The sequence below is a fragment of the Paracoccus spongiarum genome, from assembly GCF_030732095.1.
GTDB classification, from domain to species: domain Bacteria; phylum Pseudomonadota; class Alphaproteobacteria; order Rhodobacterales; family Rhodobacteraceae; genus Paracoccus; species Paracoccus spongiarum.
The window spans coordinates 99,258-115,275 of the sequence record NZ_JAVAMQ010000006.1; the positions used below are offsets into that span (position 1 = coordinate 99,258).

General features: G+C 68.1%; 17 protein-coding genes. 13 read left to right on the forward strand and 4 right to left on the reverse strand.

The genetic code is table 11. The annotated features are described in order from the left end of the window. The first annotated feature begins 101 nt into the window (after window positions 1–101). The 7 genes from pyk to pheS all read left to right on the forward strand — a co-directional run bounded on the left by pyk (window position 102) and on the right by pheS (window position 6,706). A complete protein-coding gene (gene pyk / locus Q5Y72_RS08630; protein WP_305963010.1) occupies window positions 102–1,547 on the forward strand; it encodes a pyruvate kinase in 1,446 nt (481 codons plus the stop codon). Window positions 1,548–1,579: 32 nt separating this feature from the next. Continuing rightward, window positions 1,580–1,804, forward strand: coding sequence for a hypothetical protein (locus Q5Y72_RS08635; protein ID WP_305963011.1), 225 nt, complete (start codon window positions 1,580–1,582; stop codon window positions 1,802–1,804). Window positions 1,805–1,921: 117 nt separating this feature from the next. Beyond that, a complete protein-coding gene (gene rpmI, locus Q5Y72_RS08640; RefSeq protein WP_305963012.1) occupies window positions 1,922–2,122 on the forward strand; it encodes a 50S ribosomal protein L35 in 201 nt (66 codons plus the stop codon). Between the two features lie 15 nt (window positions 2,123–2,137). After that, entirely contained in the window at window positions 2,138–2,497 is a 360-nt protein-coding gene (gene rplT, locus Q5Y72_RS08645; RefSeq protein WP_305963013.1) for a 50S ribosomal protein L20, read from the forward strand. Window positions 2,498–2,690: 193 nt separating this feature from the next. Further along, window positions 2,691–4,046: a cytochrome P450 gene (locus Q5Y72_RS08650; protein ID WP_305963014.1), complete on the forward strand. Its 1,356-nt coding sequence runs from the start codon at window positions 2,691–2,693 to the stop codon at window positions 4,044–4,046. 79 nt (window positions 4,047–4,125) lie between these two features. Next, a complete protein-coding gene (locus Q5Y72_RS08655) occupies window positions 4,126–5,532 on the forward strand; it encodes an alanine/glycine:cation symporter family protein (RefSeq protein WP_305963015.1) in 1,407 nt (468 codons plus the stop codon). 94 nt (window positions 5,533–5,626) lie between these two features. Further along, the gene (gene pheS / locus Q5Y72_RS08660) at window positions 5,627–6,706 is read left to right on the forward strand and encodes a phenylalanine--tRNA ligase subunit alpha (RefSeq protein WP_305963100.1); all 1,080 of its coding nucleotides are present in this window, start codon (window positions 5,627–5,629) and stop codon (window positions 6,704–6,706) included. A gap of 26 nt (window positions 6,707–6,732) precedes the next feature. Here pheS and Q5Y72_RS08665 read toward each other — a convergent pair whose 3' ends face one another. Continuing rightward, window positions 6,733–7,458 (reverse strand): rhomboid family intramembrane serine protease, encoded by a 726-nt coding sequence (locus Q5Y72_RS08665; protein ID WP_305963016.1) that lies wholly within the window; start codon window positions 7,456–7,458, stop codon window positions 6,733–6,735. Window positions 7,459–7,736: 278 nt separating this feature from the next. Here Q5Y72_RS08665 and Q5Y72_RS08670 point away from each other — a divergent pair, with 278 nt between their 5' ends. The 3 genes from Q5Y72_RS08670 to Q5Y72_RS08680 all read left to right on the forward strand — a co-directional run bounded on the left by Q5Y72_RS08670 (window position 7,737) and on the right by Q5Y72_RS08680 (window position 10,359). Beyond that, window positions 7,737–8,399, forward strand: a complete 663-nt coding sequence (locus Q5Y72_RS08670) for an NADPH-dependent FMN reductase (RefSeq protein WP_305963017.1) — start codon at window positions 7,737–7,739, stop codon at window positions 8,397–8,399. Between the two features lie 248 nt (window positions 8,400–8,647). Next, the gene (locus tag Q5Y72_RS08675) at window positions 8,648–9,589 is read left to right on the forward strand and encodes an ABC transporter ATP-binding protein (protein WP_305963018.1); all 942 of its coding nucleotides are present in this window, start codon (window positions 8,648–8,650) and stop codon (window positions 9,587–9,589) included. Further along, the gene (locus Q5Y72_RS08680; protein ID WP_305963019.1) at window positions 9,586–10,359 is read left to right on the forward strand and encodes an ABC transporter permease; all 774 of its coding nucleotides are present in this window, start codon (window positions 9,586–9,588) and stop codon (window positions 10,357–10,359) included. Before Q5Y72_RS08675 ends, Q5Y72_RS08680 begins: the two co-directional genes overlap by 4 nt. A gap of 4 nt (window positions 10,360–10,363) precedes the next feature. On the opposite strand, the gene Q5Y72_RS08685 is transcribed toward Q5Y72_RS08680, so the two are convergent. Beyond that, window positions 10,364–10,843, reverse strand: a complete 480-nt coding sequence (locus tag Q5Y72_RS08685) for a hypothetical protein (protein WP_305963020.1) — start codon at window positions 10,841–10,843, stop codon at window positions 10,364–10,366. Between the two features lie 59 nt (window positions 10,844–10,902). Further along, a complete protein-coding gene (locus Q5Y72_RS08690; protein ID WP_305963021.1) occupies window positions 10,903–11,271 on the reverse strand; it encodes a dihydrodipicolinate reductase in 369 nt (122 codons plus the stop codon). 127 nt (window positions 11,272–11,398) lie between these two features. Between Q5Y72_RS08690 and rimO the strand changes: the two genes are divergently transcribed. Genes rimO through ettA form a run of 3 tightly spaced genes read left to right on the forward strand, consistent with a single transcriptional unit; the run spans window position 11,399 to window position 15,344 of the window. Next, a complete protein-coding gene (gene rimO, locus Q5Y72_RS08695) occupies window positions 11,399–12,763 on the forward strand; it encodes a 30S ribosomal protein S12 methylthiotransferase RimO (RefSeq protein ID WP_305963022.1) in 1,365 nt (454 codons plus the stop codon). After that, window positions 12,760–13,632 carry a sulfotransferase family protein gene (locus Q5Y72_RS08700; RefSeq protein ID WP_305963023.1) on the forward strand — a complete coding sequence of 291 codons (873 nt, stop codon included), beginning with the start codon at window positions 12,760–12,762 and terminating at the stop codon, window positions 13,630–13,632. The genes rimO and Q5Y72_RS08700 overlap by 4 nt, the downstream gene beginning before the upstream one ends. Before the next feature lie 56 nt (window positions 13,633–13,688). Further along, window positions 13,689–15,344 (forward strand): energy-dependent translational throttle protein EttA, encoded by a 1,656-nt coding sequence (gene ettA / locus Q5Y72_RS08705; RefSeq protein WP_305963024.1) that lies wholly within the window; start codon window positions 13,689–13,691, stop codon window positions 15,342–15,344. Between the two features lie 126 nt (window positions 15,345–15,470). Here ettA and Q5Y72_RS08710 read toward each other — a convergent pair whose 3' ends face one another. After that, a complete protein-coding gene (locus Q5Y72_RS08710) occupies window positions 15,471–15,893 on the reverse strand; it encodes a hypothetical protein (RefSeq protein ID WP_305963025.1) in 423 nt (140 codons plus the stop codon). Window positions 15,894–16,018 lie beyond the last annotated feature (125 nt).

The window sequence follows — 16,018 nt, forward strand, 5'->3', positions numbered from 1 at the left end:
TTCATCTTGCAGGCTGTCTATGCGACGTTGTGTCGGGACGCCAGTTGCTGCGGGCGCGAAATTGTGGCATTGATAGCGCTAAACCTAGAGGGGACCGGATGATGAGACGACATCGCAACGTGAAGATCGTGGCAACCCTTGGGCCGGCGTCGTCCACCAAGGAGATGATCCGGGCGCTGTTCGATGCCGGCGCGGATGTGTTCCGCCTCAACATGAGCCACGGCAACCACGACGACCACCGCGCCCGCTATGACACGATCCGCGCCATCGAGGCCGAGACCGGGCGGCCGATCGCGATCCTCGCCGATCTTCAGGGGCCCAAGCTGCGGGTGGGGCAGTTCGCGGACGGCGCCCATGATCTGGCCGAGGGCGATTCCTTCCGCTTCGACCTGGACGGCGCCAAGGGTGACCGGACGCGCGTGCAGCTGCCCCATCCCGAGATCTTCGCCGCGCTGGAACCCGGCAGCGACCTTCTGGTGAATGACGGCAAGATCCGGTTGCGGGTCGAGACATGCGGCGCCGATTTCGCCGATTGCACGGTCACGGTCGGCGGCACGATCAGCGATCGCAAGGGCGTTAACGTGCCCGATGTGGTGCTGCCGCTGGCCGCGCTGTCGGACAAGGACCGGGCCGATCTGGAATTCGCCTGCGAGCTGGGCGTCGACTGGCTGGCGCTGTCCTTCGTGCAGCGGGCCGAGGACGTCGAAGAGGCCAAGACCCTCGCGCGGGGCCGCGCCGCCGTGCTGTCCAAGATCGAGAAGCCGGCCGCCGTGCGCGCCTTCGACGAGATCCTGAAGGCCTCGGACGGGATCATGGTGGCGCGCGGCGATCTGGGGGTCGAACTGCCGGTGCATTCCGTGCCGCCCATCCAGAAACGGCTGGTGCGCCTCTGCCGGGCGGCGGCCAAGCCCGTGATCGTCGCCACGCAGATGCTGGAATCGATGATCGAAAGCCCCATGCCGACGCGCGCCGAGGTCAGCGACGTGGCCAACGCGATCTACGAGGGCGCCGATGCGGTGATGCTGTCGGCCGAAAGCGCCGCCGGATCCTACCCGGTCGAGGCGGTGACCACCATGGACAGCGTCGCACGCTCGGTCGAGGCCGATCCGAACTACCGCTCGATCATCGAGGCGTCGCGCGCGGCCAAGCTGCACAGCGTCGCCGACGCGATCGTGACCGCCGCCCGCGAGATCGCCGAGACCACCGACGTGGCCGCGATCTGCGCCTTCAGCCAGTCGGGCACGACGGTCAGCCTAGTGGCCCGTGAACGCCCCCGCGTGCCGATCATCGCGCTGAGCCCGGTGATGTCCGTCGTCCGCCGGATGGCCCTCACCTGGGGCACGCATTGCGTCATGACCCCGGTGCTCGGCCGCTTCAAGGAGGCGGTGGTCAACGGCACCCGGGCGGCCCGCGAATTCGGCTTTGCCGACGAGACGCGGCAGGTCGTGGTGATGGCCGGCGTGCCCTTCAACGTGCCCGGCACCACCAACATCCTGCGCATCGCGCCCTGCGACGAGCGGTTGATTTACGCCAGCGATCCGGAATAAATCGCCCCAGACAGACAAGAACGGGGACGAGGATGACCGATTACCTGCTGCTGGCCGGCGTGGCGCTGTGCCTGATCTCGGTGGTTGCGGCCATCGTCCAGCTGATCCGGCTGCAACCGCCGCGCGGGGCCGCGATCATGCTGATCCTGGGGATCGCCGCGATCTTCGCGTCGGCCTATCTGGACCCCGATCCGTTCCAGCCGCAGGATGTCCTGACGGCCTGGGACAACCTGTCCGCCGAGGCGACGGCGCCCTGACGGACACAGCCCCTTGCCAATCCCCCGGCGCGCCCGTATACGGCGCGCTTCCTGCCCGCGCGTCCGGCCGATATGGCATTGCCGAGGCGCGCGTTCACTCTGACGAAGGAGATGAAAATGCCGAAGATGAAGACCAAGTCGGCCGCCAAGAAGCGGTTCTCGATGACGGCCACGGGCAAGGTGAAATCCGCCCAGGCCGGCAAGCGCCACGGCATGATCAAGCGCACCACGAAGTTCATTCGCGATGCGCGCGGCACCAGCGTCCTGTCGGACGCCGACGCCAAGATCGTCAAGAAATACATGCCCTACAACCGCTGATCCGAGGACTGAACAATGGCACGAGTTAAATCCGGCAAGGTGACCCACGCCCGCCACAAGAAGGTTCTGGACAAGGCCAAGGGCTATTATGGCGCCCGCTCGCGGAACTTCCGCACCGCCACCCAGGCCGTCGACAAGGCCAACCAGTACGCCACCCGCGACCGCAAGGCCCGCAAGCGCAATTTCCGCGCCCTCTGGATCCAGCGGATCAACGCGGCCGTCCGTCTGGTCGATGCCGAGATGACCTATTCGCGCTTCATCAACCTGCTGGCCAAGGCCGGCATCGAAGTGGATCGCAAGGTTCTGGCCGATCTGGCCGTGAACGAACCCGACGCCTTCGGCGCGATCGTGGAAAAGGCCAAGGCCGCCGCCTGAGCGCGACGGGCCACGGGCCACGTGATCGACGGGCCCGCGCCTCGGCGCGGGCCTTTTGCTTGCGCGCGACACCCGAAAGGCCCGCGCCCCGAGGTCGCATTGAGGCCGGGCCAAGGACCGGATAGGCTTTGCCGATGCACGGTGTTCCGCAGTCCCCGAAAAGCCTTTCTGTCCTGCCGCGCGGGCGTGGCCAATGATCGCGGTCGAGCCCGATCGTCTGCCGGCGCGCGTCGCCCTTGCGACCAGGCCGGTCGGAATCCTCGAGACGGTAATGATCGCGCGGCGCAACGTGCTGTCGATCATCCCCGAACTGGCGCTGCGCCAGCCCATCGTGTCCGGCACGACGGGGATCCGCTGGCACATGGTGATGGACCCCGAAAGCCTGCGACAGATCCTCAAGGAGCGCGTCGAGGACTATCCGAAATCGGTCACCACCAAGCTGATCCTGAAGCCGGCGGTCGGCGAAAGCCTGTTCGTCGCCGAGGGCGCGCATTGGCGCTGGCAGCGGCGGGCGCTGGCGCCGGCCTTTGCGCATCGTCACGTCACCGCGCTGGGGCCGGTGATGACCGCCGCCGCCGAGGCCTCGTGCCGCCGCCTTCTGGCCGCGGGCGGGCCCGTGGACGTGTTCGACGAGACGGTGGCGGCCACCTTCGAGGTGATCTCGGATGTCACGCTGTCGGGCGATGCCGCCTTCGATCGCGCCGCGGTTCATCACGCGATCGAGGGCTATATCGCGCAGACCGCCAAGGTCTCGCTGCTGGACGTGCTGGGCCTGCCGGCCTGGCTGCCGCGTCCGGGGCGGATCCTCGCGGGGGGCGAGTTGCGGCGGATGAAGCGGATGGCCGACCGCGCCATTGCCGCCCGTGCCGAGCGTCCGCCCGGTGGTGCGCCCGACCTGCTGGACCTGCTGCTGGATGCAGAGGACCCCGAGACAGGTAGGCGCATGAGCCGGCCGGAACTGCGCGACAACCTCTTGACCTTCATCGTCGCGGGGCACGAGACGACGGCCCTGACGCTGGCCTGGGCGCTGTATCTGTGCGCCTTCGATCCTGCCGTGCAGGATCGTGCGGCGGCCGAGGCGCGGGCGGTCCTGGGCGACCGGGCCGCGACCTCCGAGGATCTGGGCGCGCTGCCCCTGACCCTGCGCATCGTGAACGAGACGCTGCGGCTGTACCCCCCGGCCGCCTTCCTGTCGCGCACCGCGCAGGCCCGTGACCGGCTGTGCGGGCGCGAGGTCAGGCCGGGCGACACGGTGATGCTGCCGATCTATGCGCTGCACCGCCACCACCTGCTGTGGGACCGGCCCGAGGCCTTCGATCCCGACCGCTTTGCGACCACGCCCGACCGCTATGCCTTCCTGCCCTTCGGGGCCGGACCGCGGATCTGCATCGGCGCCAGCTTTGCCCTGCAGGAGGCGGTCATCATCCTCGCCACGCTGCTGGCCCGGCTGCGCTTCGAGGCTCTGCCCGGTCAGGCGCCAGAACCGCGCATGATCCTGACGCTTCGCCCGCATGGCGGCGTCCGCCTGCGCGTCACCGCCCGCCAATGAGGCAGATGGGCCGCGCCGCCCTTGAACTGCTCACGCATCCGTTACAGTCTCGGCCCATCCGCATTCAGGAGGCTCATGCATGAACGCGATCATCGATTTTCTGAACACGATATTCTGGGGTTACGTGCTGATCTACGGCCTCCTGGCCGTGGGCGTCTATTTCACCGTCAGGCTGGGCTTTATCCAGTTCCGCCACTTCGCCGAAATGTGGCGTTGTGTGATCGGGTCGGGCGAAACCGACCGCGACGGCATCTCGCCCTTCCAGGCGCTGACCGTCAGCCTTGCCAGCCGCGTCGGCACCGGCAACATCGCCGGCGTCGCCGTGGCGCTGACCCTGGGCGGGCCGGGCGCGATCTTCTGGATGTGGATGGTGGCGCTGGTCGGCATGGCCACGGCCTATGCCGAATCGACGCTGGCCCAGCTTTACAAGGTTCACGGTCCCGGCGGCATGTATCGCGGCGGCCCGGCCTACTACATCGCCCGCGGCCTTGGCCAGCCCTGGCTGGCGGCGATCTTCTCGGTCGCGCTGATCCTGTCCTTCGGGCTGATCTTCAACGCCGTGCAGGCCAATTCCATCGCCGAGGCGGTCGAGCGGTCGTTCGGCATCAACAAGGCGCTGGTGGGAGTGGCGGTCGCCGCGCTGACGGCGGTGATCATCTTCGGCGGCATCCCGCAGATCGCCCGGGTGGCAGAGAAGGTCGTGCCGGCGATGGCCGGGCTTTACCTGCTGGCCGCGGTCATCGTGCTGGTGATGAACGCGGGCGAGGTGCCGGGCATCCTCGTCGGCATCGTCAAATCCGCATTCGGCCTGCAGGAGGCGGTCGGCGGCGTGGCCGGCGGCGTCATGGCGGCGGCGCTCAACGGGATCAAGCGGGGCCTGTTCTCGAACGAGGCGGGCATGGGCTCGGCCCCCAACATCGCCGCGGTGGCGACGCCCGACCCGCATCACCCCAGCTCGCAGGGCTTCGTGCAGGCGCTGGGCGTCTTCATCGACACGCTGCTGATCTGCACCGCGACGGCGGTGATGATCCTGCTGGCCGACGTGATGCCCTCGGCGGAGCTGACCGGGGTGAACCTGACGCAGGCGGCGCTGACCGACCACTTCGGCGGCTTCGGCGGCATCTTCGTGGCGATCGCGATCTTCTTCTTCGCCTTCACCTCGATCATCGGGAACTACTCCTATGCCGAGAACGCGGTTGTCTTCCTGGGCGGCGGAACGACCGGCATCCTGGTGCTGCGCGTCGCCGCGCTGGCCATGGTGATCTGGGGCGCGATGCAGGCGGTCTCGACTGTGTTCAACTTCGCCGATGCCAGCATGGGGCTGATGGCCACGATCAACCTGATCGCCATTGTCGCGCTGTCGGGCACCATCACCTATGTCACGCGCGACTATGTGCGCCAGCGCAAGTCCGGGCAGGAGCCCAAGTTCCACATCGCCGACCACCCCGAGATCGCGCCGGGCGTGACCCGCGAGATCTGGAAATAGCGACCCCGCCTCGGCCCCCGCTGGGGGGCCGAGGCTTTCCCCCGGACGGCCAAGATGCTAACGCATGCCCCGACCCGCACGCATAGGCATGACGATGGACGACCTGACCCCCCTGCGCCAGCAATGGCTTGACCGCATCACTTCGGCCGCCGATCCCGCCGCCATCGAGGAGGTGCGCCTTGCCGCCCTTGGCAAGAAGGGCGAGATCAGCCTGAAGATGCGCGAACTGGGCCGGATGAGCGCCGAGGAACGCCAGACCACCGGCAAGGCGCTGAACGCCCTGCGCGACGAGATCGAGGCCGCCCTGCGCGCCCGCAAGGCCAGCCTCGACGATGCCGCGCTGGAGGCCCGCCTCGCCGGCGAATGGCTTGACGTGACGCTGCCCGGCCGGCCGCGCCCGCAAGGCACGATCCACCCGGTCAGTCAGGTTATGGACGAGGTGACGGCGATCTTCGCCGACATGGGCTTTGCCGTGGCCGAGGGCCCGCAGGTCGAGACGGACTGGTACAATTTCGACGCGCTGAACATCGCCCCCGAACATCCTGCCCGGCAGGAGATGGACACCTTCTACCTGCACCGCGCGCCGGGCGACGACCGCCCGCCGCATGTGCTGCGCACCCATACCAGCCCGGTCCAGATCCGCGCCATGCAGGACCAGGGCGCCCCGATCCGGGTGATCGCGCCGGGCCGCGTCTACCGGATGGACATGGACCAGACGCACACGCCGATGTTCCACCAGATCGAGGGCCTGGCGATCGACCGCGACATTTCCATGGCGCAGCTGAAATGGACGCTGGAGGAGTTCTTCAGCGCCTATTTCGGCACGCCGGTCAGGACCCGTTTCCGCGCCAGCCATTTCCCCTTCACGGAACCCTCGGCCGAGGTCGACATCCAGTGTTCCTGGGAGGGCGGCACGCTGAAGGTCGGGCAGGGCGATGGCTGGCTCGAGGTCCTCGGCTCGGGGATGGTGCATCCGCATGTGCTGCGCTCGGGCGGGATCGACCCCGACGAGTGGCAGGGCTTTGCGTTCGGCATGGGCATCGACCGGATCGCGATGCTGAAATACGGCATCCCCGACCTGCGCGCCTTCTTCGAAAGCGATCTGCGCTGGCTGCGGCATTTCGGCTTCATGCCGGGCGACGTGCCCAGCGTCGCGGGCGGCCTGAACCGCTAGCGATCGGGGCGCCGCGCGGGCCTCTCTCAGCGCCGGACCTGCGGGATGCGGCTTTGCCGGTAGACCGCGGCCGGATGCGGCGGGTGGCCCGCGGTCCGCGCCCAGTAGCCCGGCCCGCCGCGCCGCGCGAACAGCGGCAGGCACAGCAGCACCCCCGCCGCAAAGCCGCCCGCATGGGCCCAGTAGGCGACACCACCCTGATCGCTGCTGATCGAGAAGCCGCCGAAGATCTGGAAGGCGAACCACAGGCCCAGCATGATCCAGGCGGGCAGGGTGAAGACCTTGAAGAAGATCACGAAGATCGCCACCACATCGACCCTTGCGCGCGGGAACATCAGCAGATAGCCCCCCATCACCCCGGCGATGGCGCCGGATGCGCCCACCATCGGCACGCTGGAGCCGGGATCGGCCGCAATCTGGGCGGCGGCTGCCGCAAGGCCCGCGGCAAGGTAGAACAGCAGGAAGCCGGCATGGCCCATCTGCTCTTCCAGATTGTCGCCGAAGATCCACAGGAACAGCATGTTGCCGCCCAGATGCAGCAGCCCGGCATGCAGGAACATATGGGTTCCAAGGCCCCACAGATAGTCGCCCTGCGTCACCGCCACCGGATACAGCGCGAGGCGCGCGAACAGCATCTGCGCATCCTCGGTCTGCGGCAGGGTCAGCAGATACATGGCGATATTGGCCAGAATCAGCAGCCAGGTGACGACCGGCGTCTGCTGCGAGGGGTTGTGATCTCGGATCGGAAACATCGGGGTCCGCCTGCTGGAAGGATGCGGCAGGACGCGTGGCCCGCCCGGGGCCGCAGCATCGCCGCTTGCGCCCCCGCGCGCAAGGCCGCGTTGTCGCGGCGGGGGCTGCCTGCGCCGGCTGCGACACCTGCGGCAACGGGCTTTATGGCAAAACCCCGCCGGACAGGCTATAGGGCGACGGCGGAACCGGCCAGGGACGCATCGCCGGGGCGGCGCGGCGGCAAAACGATCGACAGCGGGCGGCACGGCTGCCGCTCAGGAAAGGCAGGGTGCAGGCCATGACGCAGGGCAACCGGATCGTGGTGATCCTCGGCTCGATCCGCGAGGGGCGGATCAACGACCGCGTGGCCGCCTGGGTCGCGGGCCAGCTGTCCATGCACGGCTTCGCGCCCGAGATCCTCGATCCTGCCGATCCCGACCTGCTGCATGTGCAGATCGGCGACCAGGCGGCCGTGGCGCGGCTGCGCCAGCGCATGGCGGGCGCCGACGGCTTCGTGATCGTGACCCCCGAATACAACCATGCCGAACCGGGCACGCTGAAGACGCTGATCGATTCGGTGACCGCCGAATGGTGGGCACGACCGGTCGGGCTGATCGGCTATGGCGGCATATCGGGCGGGCTGCGCGCGATCGAGGCGCTGCGCGTGATCCTGGCCGAACTGCACACCGTCACCATCCGCGACACGCTCAGCTTTGCCTCGCCCTGGCGGCGCTTTGACGCGGCCGGGCGGATCACCGATCCCGACGACGCGGCGGCGGCCGAGGCGGCGATGGCGGTCTTTGCGCACCGGCTGCGATGGTGGGCGGATGCGCTGGCCGATGCGCGGGTCGCGCGCCCGTATGACCGGCCCGACGACGAGGACGCGGACGGGCACGAGGACGACGGCGAGGGGGGCGGAACCGGGGGCGCACGGTCGGCCGCCGGTGCCGGCGGTGCCTAGCCGCAAGGCGGCCGCAGCGCGCGATCCCGGCCGGCCGGGGCGGCAATTTCACCGCGCGGGACCTTCCGCCTCTGGCATCTTGGCACGGGGTGACTATCTGCACAGTTCCGGCGCCGCGATCCGGCGCCACCTCATCCGTCGCCCCATGCGCCGCGCTGCCCCCACCGCGCCGCGCGTAGCGGCCGGCCGGAACTCGCCGCCGCGCACCGCGCAGGCGCCGGCCGGCAGAACCTGAAGGAAGTCCGGGCATGCCCGCAATCATTGAAATCGAAAGCCTTTCCAAGCAATACAACAGCGGCACGACCGCGCTCAGCGACGTGTCGATGAACATCGCCGAGGGCGAGATCCTTGCCCTTCTGGGTCCGAACGGTGCCGGCAAGACGACGCTGATCTCGATCATCTGCGGCTTGGTGGTGCCCACCGGCGGCAGCGTGCGCGTGGGCGGCCATGACATTGGCCGCGACTGGCGTGCGGCCCGCCGGCTGATCGGGCTGGTCCCGCAGGAAATCGCGCTTGAGCCCTTTGAAACCGTGCTCAACACGGTGCGCTTTACCCGTGGCCTGTATGGCGAGGCGCCCGACGATGCCTATCTGGAACAGATCCTGCGCAGCCTGTCGCTGTGGGACAAGCGCGATGCCGCCACGCGCGAGCTGTCGGGCGGCATGAAGCGGCGCGTGCTGATCGCCAAGGCGCTGTCGCACCGGCCCAAGGTGCTGTTTCTCGACGAGCCGACGGCGGGCGTCGATGTCGCGCTGCGCCGCGAGATGTGGCAGGTGGTCGAGGGCCTGCGCCGCGACGGCGTGACCATCATCCTGACCACCCACTACCTCGAGGAGGCCGAGGCGATGGCCGACAGGATCGGGGTGATCGACAAGGGCCGGCTGCTGCTGGTGCGGCCGACCGCCGAGCTGATGGGCGAGTTCGGCAAGAAGGAGCTGACCATCGAGCTTTCCACCCCGCTGGAGGCCGTGCCGGCCGCGCTGGCCGGGCGCGGGCTGGTGCTGGCCCCGGACGGGCTGTCGCTGCGCTATGACTATGACGCGCGTGCCGAGCGCAGCGGCATCGCGCGGCTGCTGGGCGACCTGGCCGCGGCGGGCATCGCGGTGCGCGATGTTGCGACCCGCCAGTCCAGCCTCGAAGAGGTGTTCATCTCGCTGCTGCAGGATGCGCGGACGGAGGATGCGGCATGAGCATGGGCGTCAACTGGCCCGGCGTGCGGGCGATCTTCCACCATGAGATGATGCGGTTCTTCCGCACGATCTGGCAGTCCCTGGCCTCGCCGGTGGTGTCGACGACTCTGTATTTCGTGGTCTTCGGCGCGGCGATCGGCGGCCGCATCCAGTCGGTCGACGGGGTGCCCTATGGCGCGTTCATCGTGCCCGGGCTGATGATGCTGACGATCCTGCAGCAATCGGTCAGCAATGCCAGCTTCGGCATCTACTTTCCGAAATTCAGCGGCACGATCTACGAATATCTCGTCTCGCCCGTCGGCTGGATCGAGGTGACGCTTGGCTTCGTGGGTGCCGCCGCCGCCAAGGCGATGATGATCGCGCTGGTCATCCTTGCCACCAGCTTCTTCTTCGTCGGCGTCCACATCCTGCACCCGTTCTGGATGCTGGCCTTCCTGTTCCTGACGGCGGTGGGCTTCAGCCTCCTGGGCTTCATCATCGGGTTGTGGGCGAAATCCTTCGAGCAGTTGCAGATCGTGCCGCTGATGGTCATCACGCCGCTGGTGTTCCTGGGCGGCGCCTTCTATTCGGCCAGCATGCTGCCACCCTTCTGGGAGGCGGTGGCCAAGCTGAATCCGGTGCTTTACCTCATCTCGGGGTTCCGCTGGTCCTTCTTCGGGCTGGCCGATGTGCCGGTCGGGGTCTCGCTGGCAGCGGTGGCGCTGATGGTGGTGGTCTGCTTTGCCGTCATCCGCTGGATCTTCGCGACCGGCTGGCGGCTGCGCGAATAGGCGATCATCGCCGGCGCGGCGCTAGTCCCTCGCAGATGCGCGTCTGCGGGTCCAGCCGCACGTAATCCTCGGCCGAGATCACCTGCATCTCGATCGAGCGGTTCCAGCCCGCCAGCCAGCGCTGGCGGACCCCGCCGCGATAGGTGTCGGCCATGATCCGGTCCACCATCGGCGGGATGATCGTGGTGCCGGGGATGCGGGGCGCGTGAAACCCGATCCGCGCCTTCGGCCCCAGGCAGGCATTGGGCAGGGTGATCAGCATGGTGCAGGCCGACCGGCAATAGCCGCGAATGCGGAGCTGCCGGCCCGACCGCGCCAGATCGTCACGGCGCTGCAGCATCTGCAGGACGTTGCCGCCACTGTCGTTCCAGATGTCGATGGGACCGGATCCCGAGGGGGGCGCCGCCGGGGCAAGGACCGGCCCGCCGGCCATGCACAGCGCCAGCAGGACCGACGACAGGGTGATGCGCAACGGGCGGGCCATGCAGACCATCTTCGCGATCCGGGGCGGGATGGGAAGTCACGATCGGGGCACCGCGCTGCCTAGCGCAGGGCCAGCGTCGCCCGGTCGCCAGCGCCCTTGTCGGCGGTGAAGACGACCCGCTCGCCGTCGCGCACCACCAGCTGGCAGTTCAGCGGCCATTCCCGCGCGCCCCAGGCCAGCGTGCGGCAGAACCAGCCGCGTTCCCAGGTCCAGGTGCCGCGCACCTCGCGGCCGAAGGCGCGGCCGCTGATGCGGCCGTCATCGCCGACCCGCAGCGTGATCCCGGTGCTGGTCAGGTCGCGCCCGCCGACCAGACCGACAAAGGCCTCGCGCGTGGTCACCCGTTCGGCAAGGGCCGCGACGGGCAGGGCTGTCAGGGGCAGGGCGGTGATGGCGGCGGCAAGGGCGGCGGCGGCAAGGCGGGGCATGGCGTCTCCTCTGGCGCGTGGTTTCGGGACAGCTACGCATGAGGGGTCGGGAAAGTTGCGCCGCGGGCCAGGGCAATTCGCATGACGCAGGCTTTTCAGGTCGCGGCGAATCGCATATCTGCGCGGGATGCACAGCAATCCGCCCGACCTGCGCCCCGACCTCGCCCGCGCCCGCATCCCCGACGACCGCCGCGCCGGCCAGCCGACGATCGGCATGGTCAGCCTCGGCTGTCCCAAGGCTCTGGTGGACAGCGAGCGCATCCTGACCCGGCTGCGGGCCGAGGGCTACGCGATCAGCGGCGAATACCAGGGCGCCGACGCGGTGATCGTGAACACCTGCGGCTTTCTGGACAGCGCCAAGGCGGAATCGCTGCAGGCCATCGGCGAGGCGCTGCGCGAGAATGGCCGGGTGATCGTGACCGGCTGCCTCGGCGCCGAGCCGGACTACATCACCGGCGCGCATCCCAGCGTGCTGGCGGTTACCGGGCCGCATCAATACGAACAGGTGCTGGATGCGGTGCATGGCGCGGTGCCGCCGCAGCCCGACCCCTTCATCGACCTGCTGCCGGCCAGCGGCGTCAGCCTGACCCCGCGCCACTACAGTTATCTGAAGATTTCAGAGGGTTGCAACCACAAGTGCAAGTTCTGCATCATCCCCGACATGCGCGGCAGGCTGGTCAGCCGTCCCGCCCATGCGGTGATCCGCGAGGCGGAACGGCTGGTCGCGGCGGGGGTGCGGGAACTGCTGGTCATCAGCCAGGACACCTCGGCCTATGGCGTCGATCTGAAACACGCCACCGATCGCGGCCACCGCGCCCATCTGACCGATCTGGCGCGTGATCTGGGCAGCCTCGGGGCCTGGGTGCGGCTGCATTACGTCTATCCCTATCCGCATGTGCGCGATCTGATCCCGCTGATGGCCGAGGGGCTGGTGCTGCCCTATCTCGACATCCCGTTCCAGCACGCCCATCCCGACACCCTCAGGCGCATGGCCCGCCCGGCGGCGGCGGCGCGCACGCTGGACGAGATCGCGGCCTGGCGCGCCGTCTGCCCCGAGATCGCGCTGCGCTCGACCTTCATCGTCGGCTATCCGGGCGAGACCGAGGCCGAGTTCCAGACGCTGCTGGACTGGCTCGACGAGGCGCAACTGGATCGCGTCGGTGCCTTCCAGTACGAGGATGTCAGGGGCGCGCGGGCCAATGCGCTGCCCGATCATCTGCCCGCCGAGGTCAAGCAGGACCGCTTCGACCGCTTCATGCAGAAGGCACAGGCGATCAGCGAGGCGCGGCTGGCCGCCAAGGTCGGCCGGCGGATCGAGGTGATCGTGGACGAGGTCGATGCCGAGGGCGCGACCTGCCGCACCAGGGCCGATGCGCCCGAGATCGACGGCAACCTGTTCATCGACGAGGGATTCGCGGGGCTGGCGCCCGGCGACATCGTGACGGTGACGGTCGACGAGGCCGGCGAATACGATCTCTGGGGCCGCCTGTGAGCGTGGCCGCGCCGGTCTGGGACCCCGAGGGCCGGCCCCGCAAGCCGCGCATCATCGGCATCGGCGCGCAGAAGGCCGGCACAAGCTGGCTCAGCGAGATCCTGGCCCAGCACCCGAAGATCTGGACCCCGCCGTTCAAGGAGGTCCAGTTCTTCAACCACCGCTTCATCCCCGAGCATCGCCAGTGGCTGCCCTGGCATTTCCGCCGCAGCACCGAGAACCTGGTGCGCCGCCATGTCGCCAGCGGCGAGCCGATCCCGGCCGAGATGGCGGTCTATCTGGCCCGCGTCACCGAGGGCGAGATGTTCACCGACCGCTGGTATCGCGGCATCTTCGCCCCGGCGCCGCAGGGCACCCGTCCCATCGACATCACGCCCGAATACTCGACGCTGCCCGAGGAGGGCGTGGACCATGTCCGCGACTACCTGCCCAAGGCGCAGTTCATCTATATCCTGCGCCATCCGGTGGACCGGGCGATCTCGCAGCTGAAGATGAACCTGCGGCGCAAGAACCGCCGGCCCGCCAGCCTCGCTGACTGGCTGGTCGAGATCGAGGACCCGGTCCTGCTGGATCGCGGCGACTATGCCACCTATCTGCCGCGCTGGCGGGCGCGCTTTGGCCCGGACCGGCTGCTGGTGCTGCCCTTCGGGCGCATCGCCCGCGATCCCGAGGGGCTGATCCGCGATGTCGAGGCGTTTCTGGACCTGCCGGCCGCCGAGTACCGGGGGCTGCGCAAGAAGGTCTTTGCCGCGACCGGCGACCTGTCGGTGCCCGACGAGGCCCGCGCCGCGCTGCGGGCCCGTCTGGAGCCGCAGTTCGCGTTCCTCGAGCGCACCATGCCGCCGGCCTTCCTGGCCGATCTGCGCTGACCTTTCCCCGGCCGGCCATTTCCCCTACATAGCGGCAAAGATTTCAGGAGAATCCGATGGCGTCCTATCAGTTCGTGTATCACATGGACGGCGTGTCCAAGACCTATCCCGGCGGCAAGAAGGTCTTCGAGAACATCCGTCTGAACTTCCTGCCCGGCGTCAAGATCGGCGTCGTGGGCGTCAACGGCGCGGGCAAGTCGACGCTGCTGCGCGTGATGGCAGGCTGGGACAAGGATTTCACCGGCGAGGCCTGGGCCGCCAAGGGCGCGACCGTCGGCTATCTGCCGCAGGAACCGCAGCTGGACGAAAGCCTCGACGTGCGCGGCAATGTCATGCTGGGCGTCGCGGCCAAGCAGGCCAAGCTGGACCGCTACAACGACCTGGCGATGAACTATTCCGACGAGACGGCCGAGGAGATGGCCGCCTTGCAGGACCAGATCGACGCCGAGAACCTGTGGGATCTGGACAGCCAGATCGACGTGGCGATGGAGGCCCTGCGCTGCCCGCCCGACGACGCCGACGTGACCACCCTGTCGGGCGGCGAAAAGCGCCGTGTCGCGCTGTGCAAGCTGCTGCTGGAAGCGCCCGACATGCTGCTGCTGGACGAGCCGACCAACCATCTGGACGCCGAAACCATCGCCTGGTTGCAAAAGCACCTGATCGAATACAAGGGCACGATCCTGACGGTCACCCATGACCGCTATTTCCTGGACGACATCACCAGCTGGATCCTGGAACTGGATCGCGGGCGCGGCATTCCCTACGAGGGCAATTACTCCGCCTGGCTGGAACAGAAGGCCAAGCGGCTGGAGCAGGAGGCCCGCGAGGACAAGTCCAAGCAGAAGGTGCTGGAACGCGAGCTTGAGTGGATTCGCGCCGGCGCCAAGGCCCGGCAAGCCAAGCAGAAGGCCCGGATCAACGCCTATAACGAGATGGCGAACAAGACCGAGAAGGAAAAGCTGTCGAACGCCCAGATCATCATTCCCAACGGCGAACGCCTTGGCGGCAAGGTGATCGAGGTCGCCGGGCTGAAGAAGGCGATGGGCGACAAGCTGCTGATCGAGAATCTCGATTTCGCGCTGCCGCCGGGCGGCATCGTCGGCGTCATCGGCCCCAACGGCGCCGGCAAGTCCACGCTGTTCCGCATGCTGACCGGCAACGAGGCGCCCGACGAGGGCAACATCACCCTGGGCGAGACGGTGCAGCTGTCCTATGTCGACCAGTCCCGCGACGCGCTGGCCGATGGCAAGACCGTCTGGGAGGAAATCAGCGGCGGGGCCGAGTTGATCGCGCTGGGCGATGCGACGATGAACAGCCGCGCCTATTGCAGCGCCTTCAACTTCAGGGGCGGCGACCAGCAGAAGAAGGTGGGCCAGCTGTCGGGCGGCGAACGCAACCGCGTGCACATGGCCAAGCTGCTGAAATCGGGCGGCAACGTGCTGCTGCTGGACGAACCGACCAACGATCTGGACGTGGAAACGCTGCAGGCGCTGGAAGCCGCGCTGGAGGATTTCGCCGGCTGCGCGGTCATCATCAGCCATGACCGCTTCTTCCTCGACCGCCTCTGCACGCATATCCTGGCCTTCGAGGGCGATGCCCATGTCGAATGGTTCGAAGGCAACTTCGAGGCCTATGAGCAGGACAAGATCCGCCGCTTGGGACCGGATTCGGTCGAGCCCAAGCGGGTGAAATACAAGAAATTCACCCGTTGAGCCGTCAAGGCCGACCCCCGCCTGCGACATCGAAAGACGCCCGCATCCCGATCCGGGCTGCGGGCGTCCTGCATTCTGTCCTCTTGGCGTCAGGCCCGCGCCATGCGCGCGCACCTCGCGCGTTTTTCAGGCGGCCTTGAAGCTGCCGCCGCCTGCACCCACGCCGCCCCCGGCGCCGATGCCCCCGGTGCTGCAATTGCCGATGAAGCCGTCGCCGGTGATCTGCACATGGGCGGTGCCGCCGATGATGCCAACCACCTCGACCACGAAGGCGCCGGACTTGCCGATCAGCCCCTCGACGGGCGTGTTGAACCAGGCCTTGCCCCAGCCGGTATAGCCGCCGAAGCCGCCGGCGAAGCCGCCCTGGAATTGCGCGATGGTGTTGCCGTTGGTCTTGAAGTCGACGTTCAGATAGCCGCCGCCGGCCGCGCCGATCGAGACGGTGCAGTCATAGGTCGATGTGGCCAATGCCTTGGCGTCGGCCCCGGCCAGAAAGCTGCGCGCGGCAGCCTGCGATTCCTGCACGCGTTCCTTTACGTCGCTGTCCATGATGTTCTCCTCCGATGTGACCCTGATCCGGGTCGGCCTGACCCTCATGCCGCCCGTGGACACAGGATGCGCCTCTGAACGATCGGGTTCTGTGTCGCGCGACACAACCACAGACAAAAGGCAGA

Bases quoted from the DNA above. Each gene is read 5' to 3' on its own strand.
- Q5Y72_RS08650 (WP_305963014.1), top strand. From the start codon at position 2,691: ATGATCGCGGTCGAGCCCGATCGTCTGCCGGCGCGCGTCGCCCTTGCG.
- Q5Y72_RS08670 (WP_305963017.1), top strand. From the start codon at position 7,737: ATGACGCAGGGCAACCGGATCGTGGTGATCCTCGGCTCGATCCGCGAG.
- pheS (WP_305963100.1), top strand. From the start codon at position 5,627: ATGGACGACCTGACCCCCCTGCGCCAGCAATGGCTTGACCGCATCACT.
- Q5Y72_RS08655 (WP_305963015.1), top strand. From the start codon at position 4,126: ATGAACGCGATCATCGATTTTCTGAACACGATATTCTGGGGTTACGTG.
- Q5Y72_RS08685 (WP_305963020.1), bottom strand. From the start codon at position 10,843: ATGGCCCGCCCGTTGCGCATCACCCTGTCGTCGGTCCTGCTGGCGCTG.
- rpmI (WP_305963012.1), top strand. From the start codon at position 1,922: ATGCCGAAGATGAAGACCAAGTCGGCCGCCAAGAAGCGGTTCTCGATG.
- Q5Y72_RS08680 (WP_305963019.1), top strand. From the start codon at position 9,586: ATGAGCATGGGCGTCAACTGGCCCGGCGTGCGGGCGATCTTCCACCAT.
- ettA (WP_305963024.1), top strand. From the start codon at position 13,689: ATGGCGTCCTATCAGTTCGTGTATCACATGGACGGCGTGTCCAAGACC.
- rimO (WP_305963022.1), top strand. From the start codon at position 11,399: ATGCACAGCAATCCGCCCGACCTGCGCCCCGACCTCGCCCGCGCCCGC.
- Q5Y72_RS08690 (WP_305963021.1), bottom strand. From the start codon at position 11,271: ATGCCCCGCCTTGCCGCCGCCGCCCTTGCCGCCGCCATCACCGCCCTG.
- Q5Y72_RS08635 (WP_305963011.1), top strand. From the start codon at position 1,580: ATGACCGATTACCTGCTGCTGGCCGGCGTGGCGCTGTGCCTGATCTCG.
- pyk (WP_305963010.1), top strand. From the start codon at position 102: ATGAGACGACATCGCAACGTGAAGATCGTGGCAACCCTTGGGCCGGCG.
- Q5Y72_RS08665 (WP_305963016.1), bottom strand. From the start codon at position 7,458: ATGTTTCCGATCCGAGATCACAACCCCTCGCAGCAGACGCCGGTCGTC.
- Q5Y72_RS08675 (WP_305963018.1), top strand. From the start codon at position 8,648: ATGCCCGCAATCATTGAAATCGAAAGCCTTTCCAAGCAATACAACAGC.
- rplT (WP_305963013.1), top strand. From the start codon at position 2,138: ATGGCACGAGTTAAATCCGGCAAGGTGACCCACGCCCGCCACAAGAAG.
- Q5Y72_RS08710 (WP_305963025.1), bottom strand. From the start codon at position 15,893: ATGGACAGCGACGTAAAGGAACGCGTGCAGGAATCGCAGGCTGCCGCG.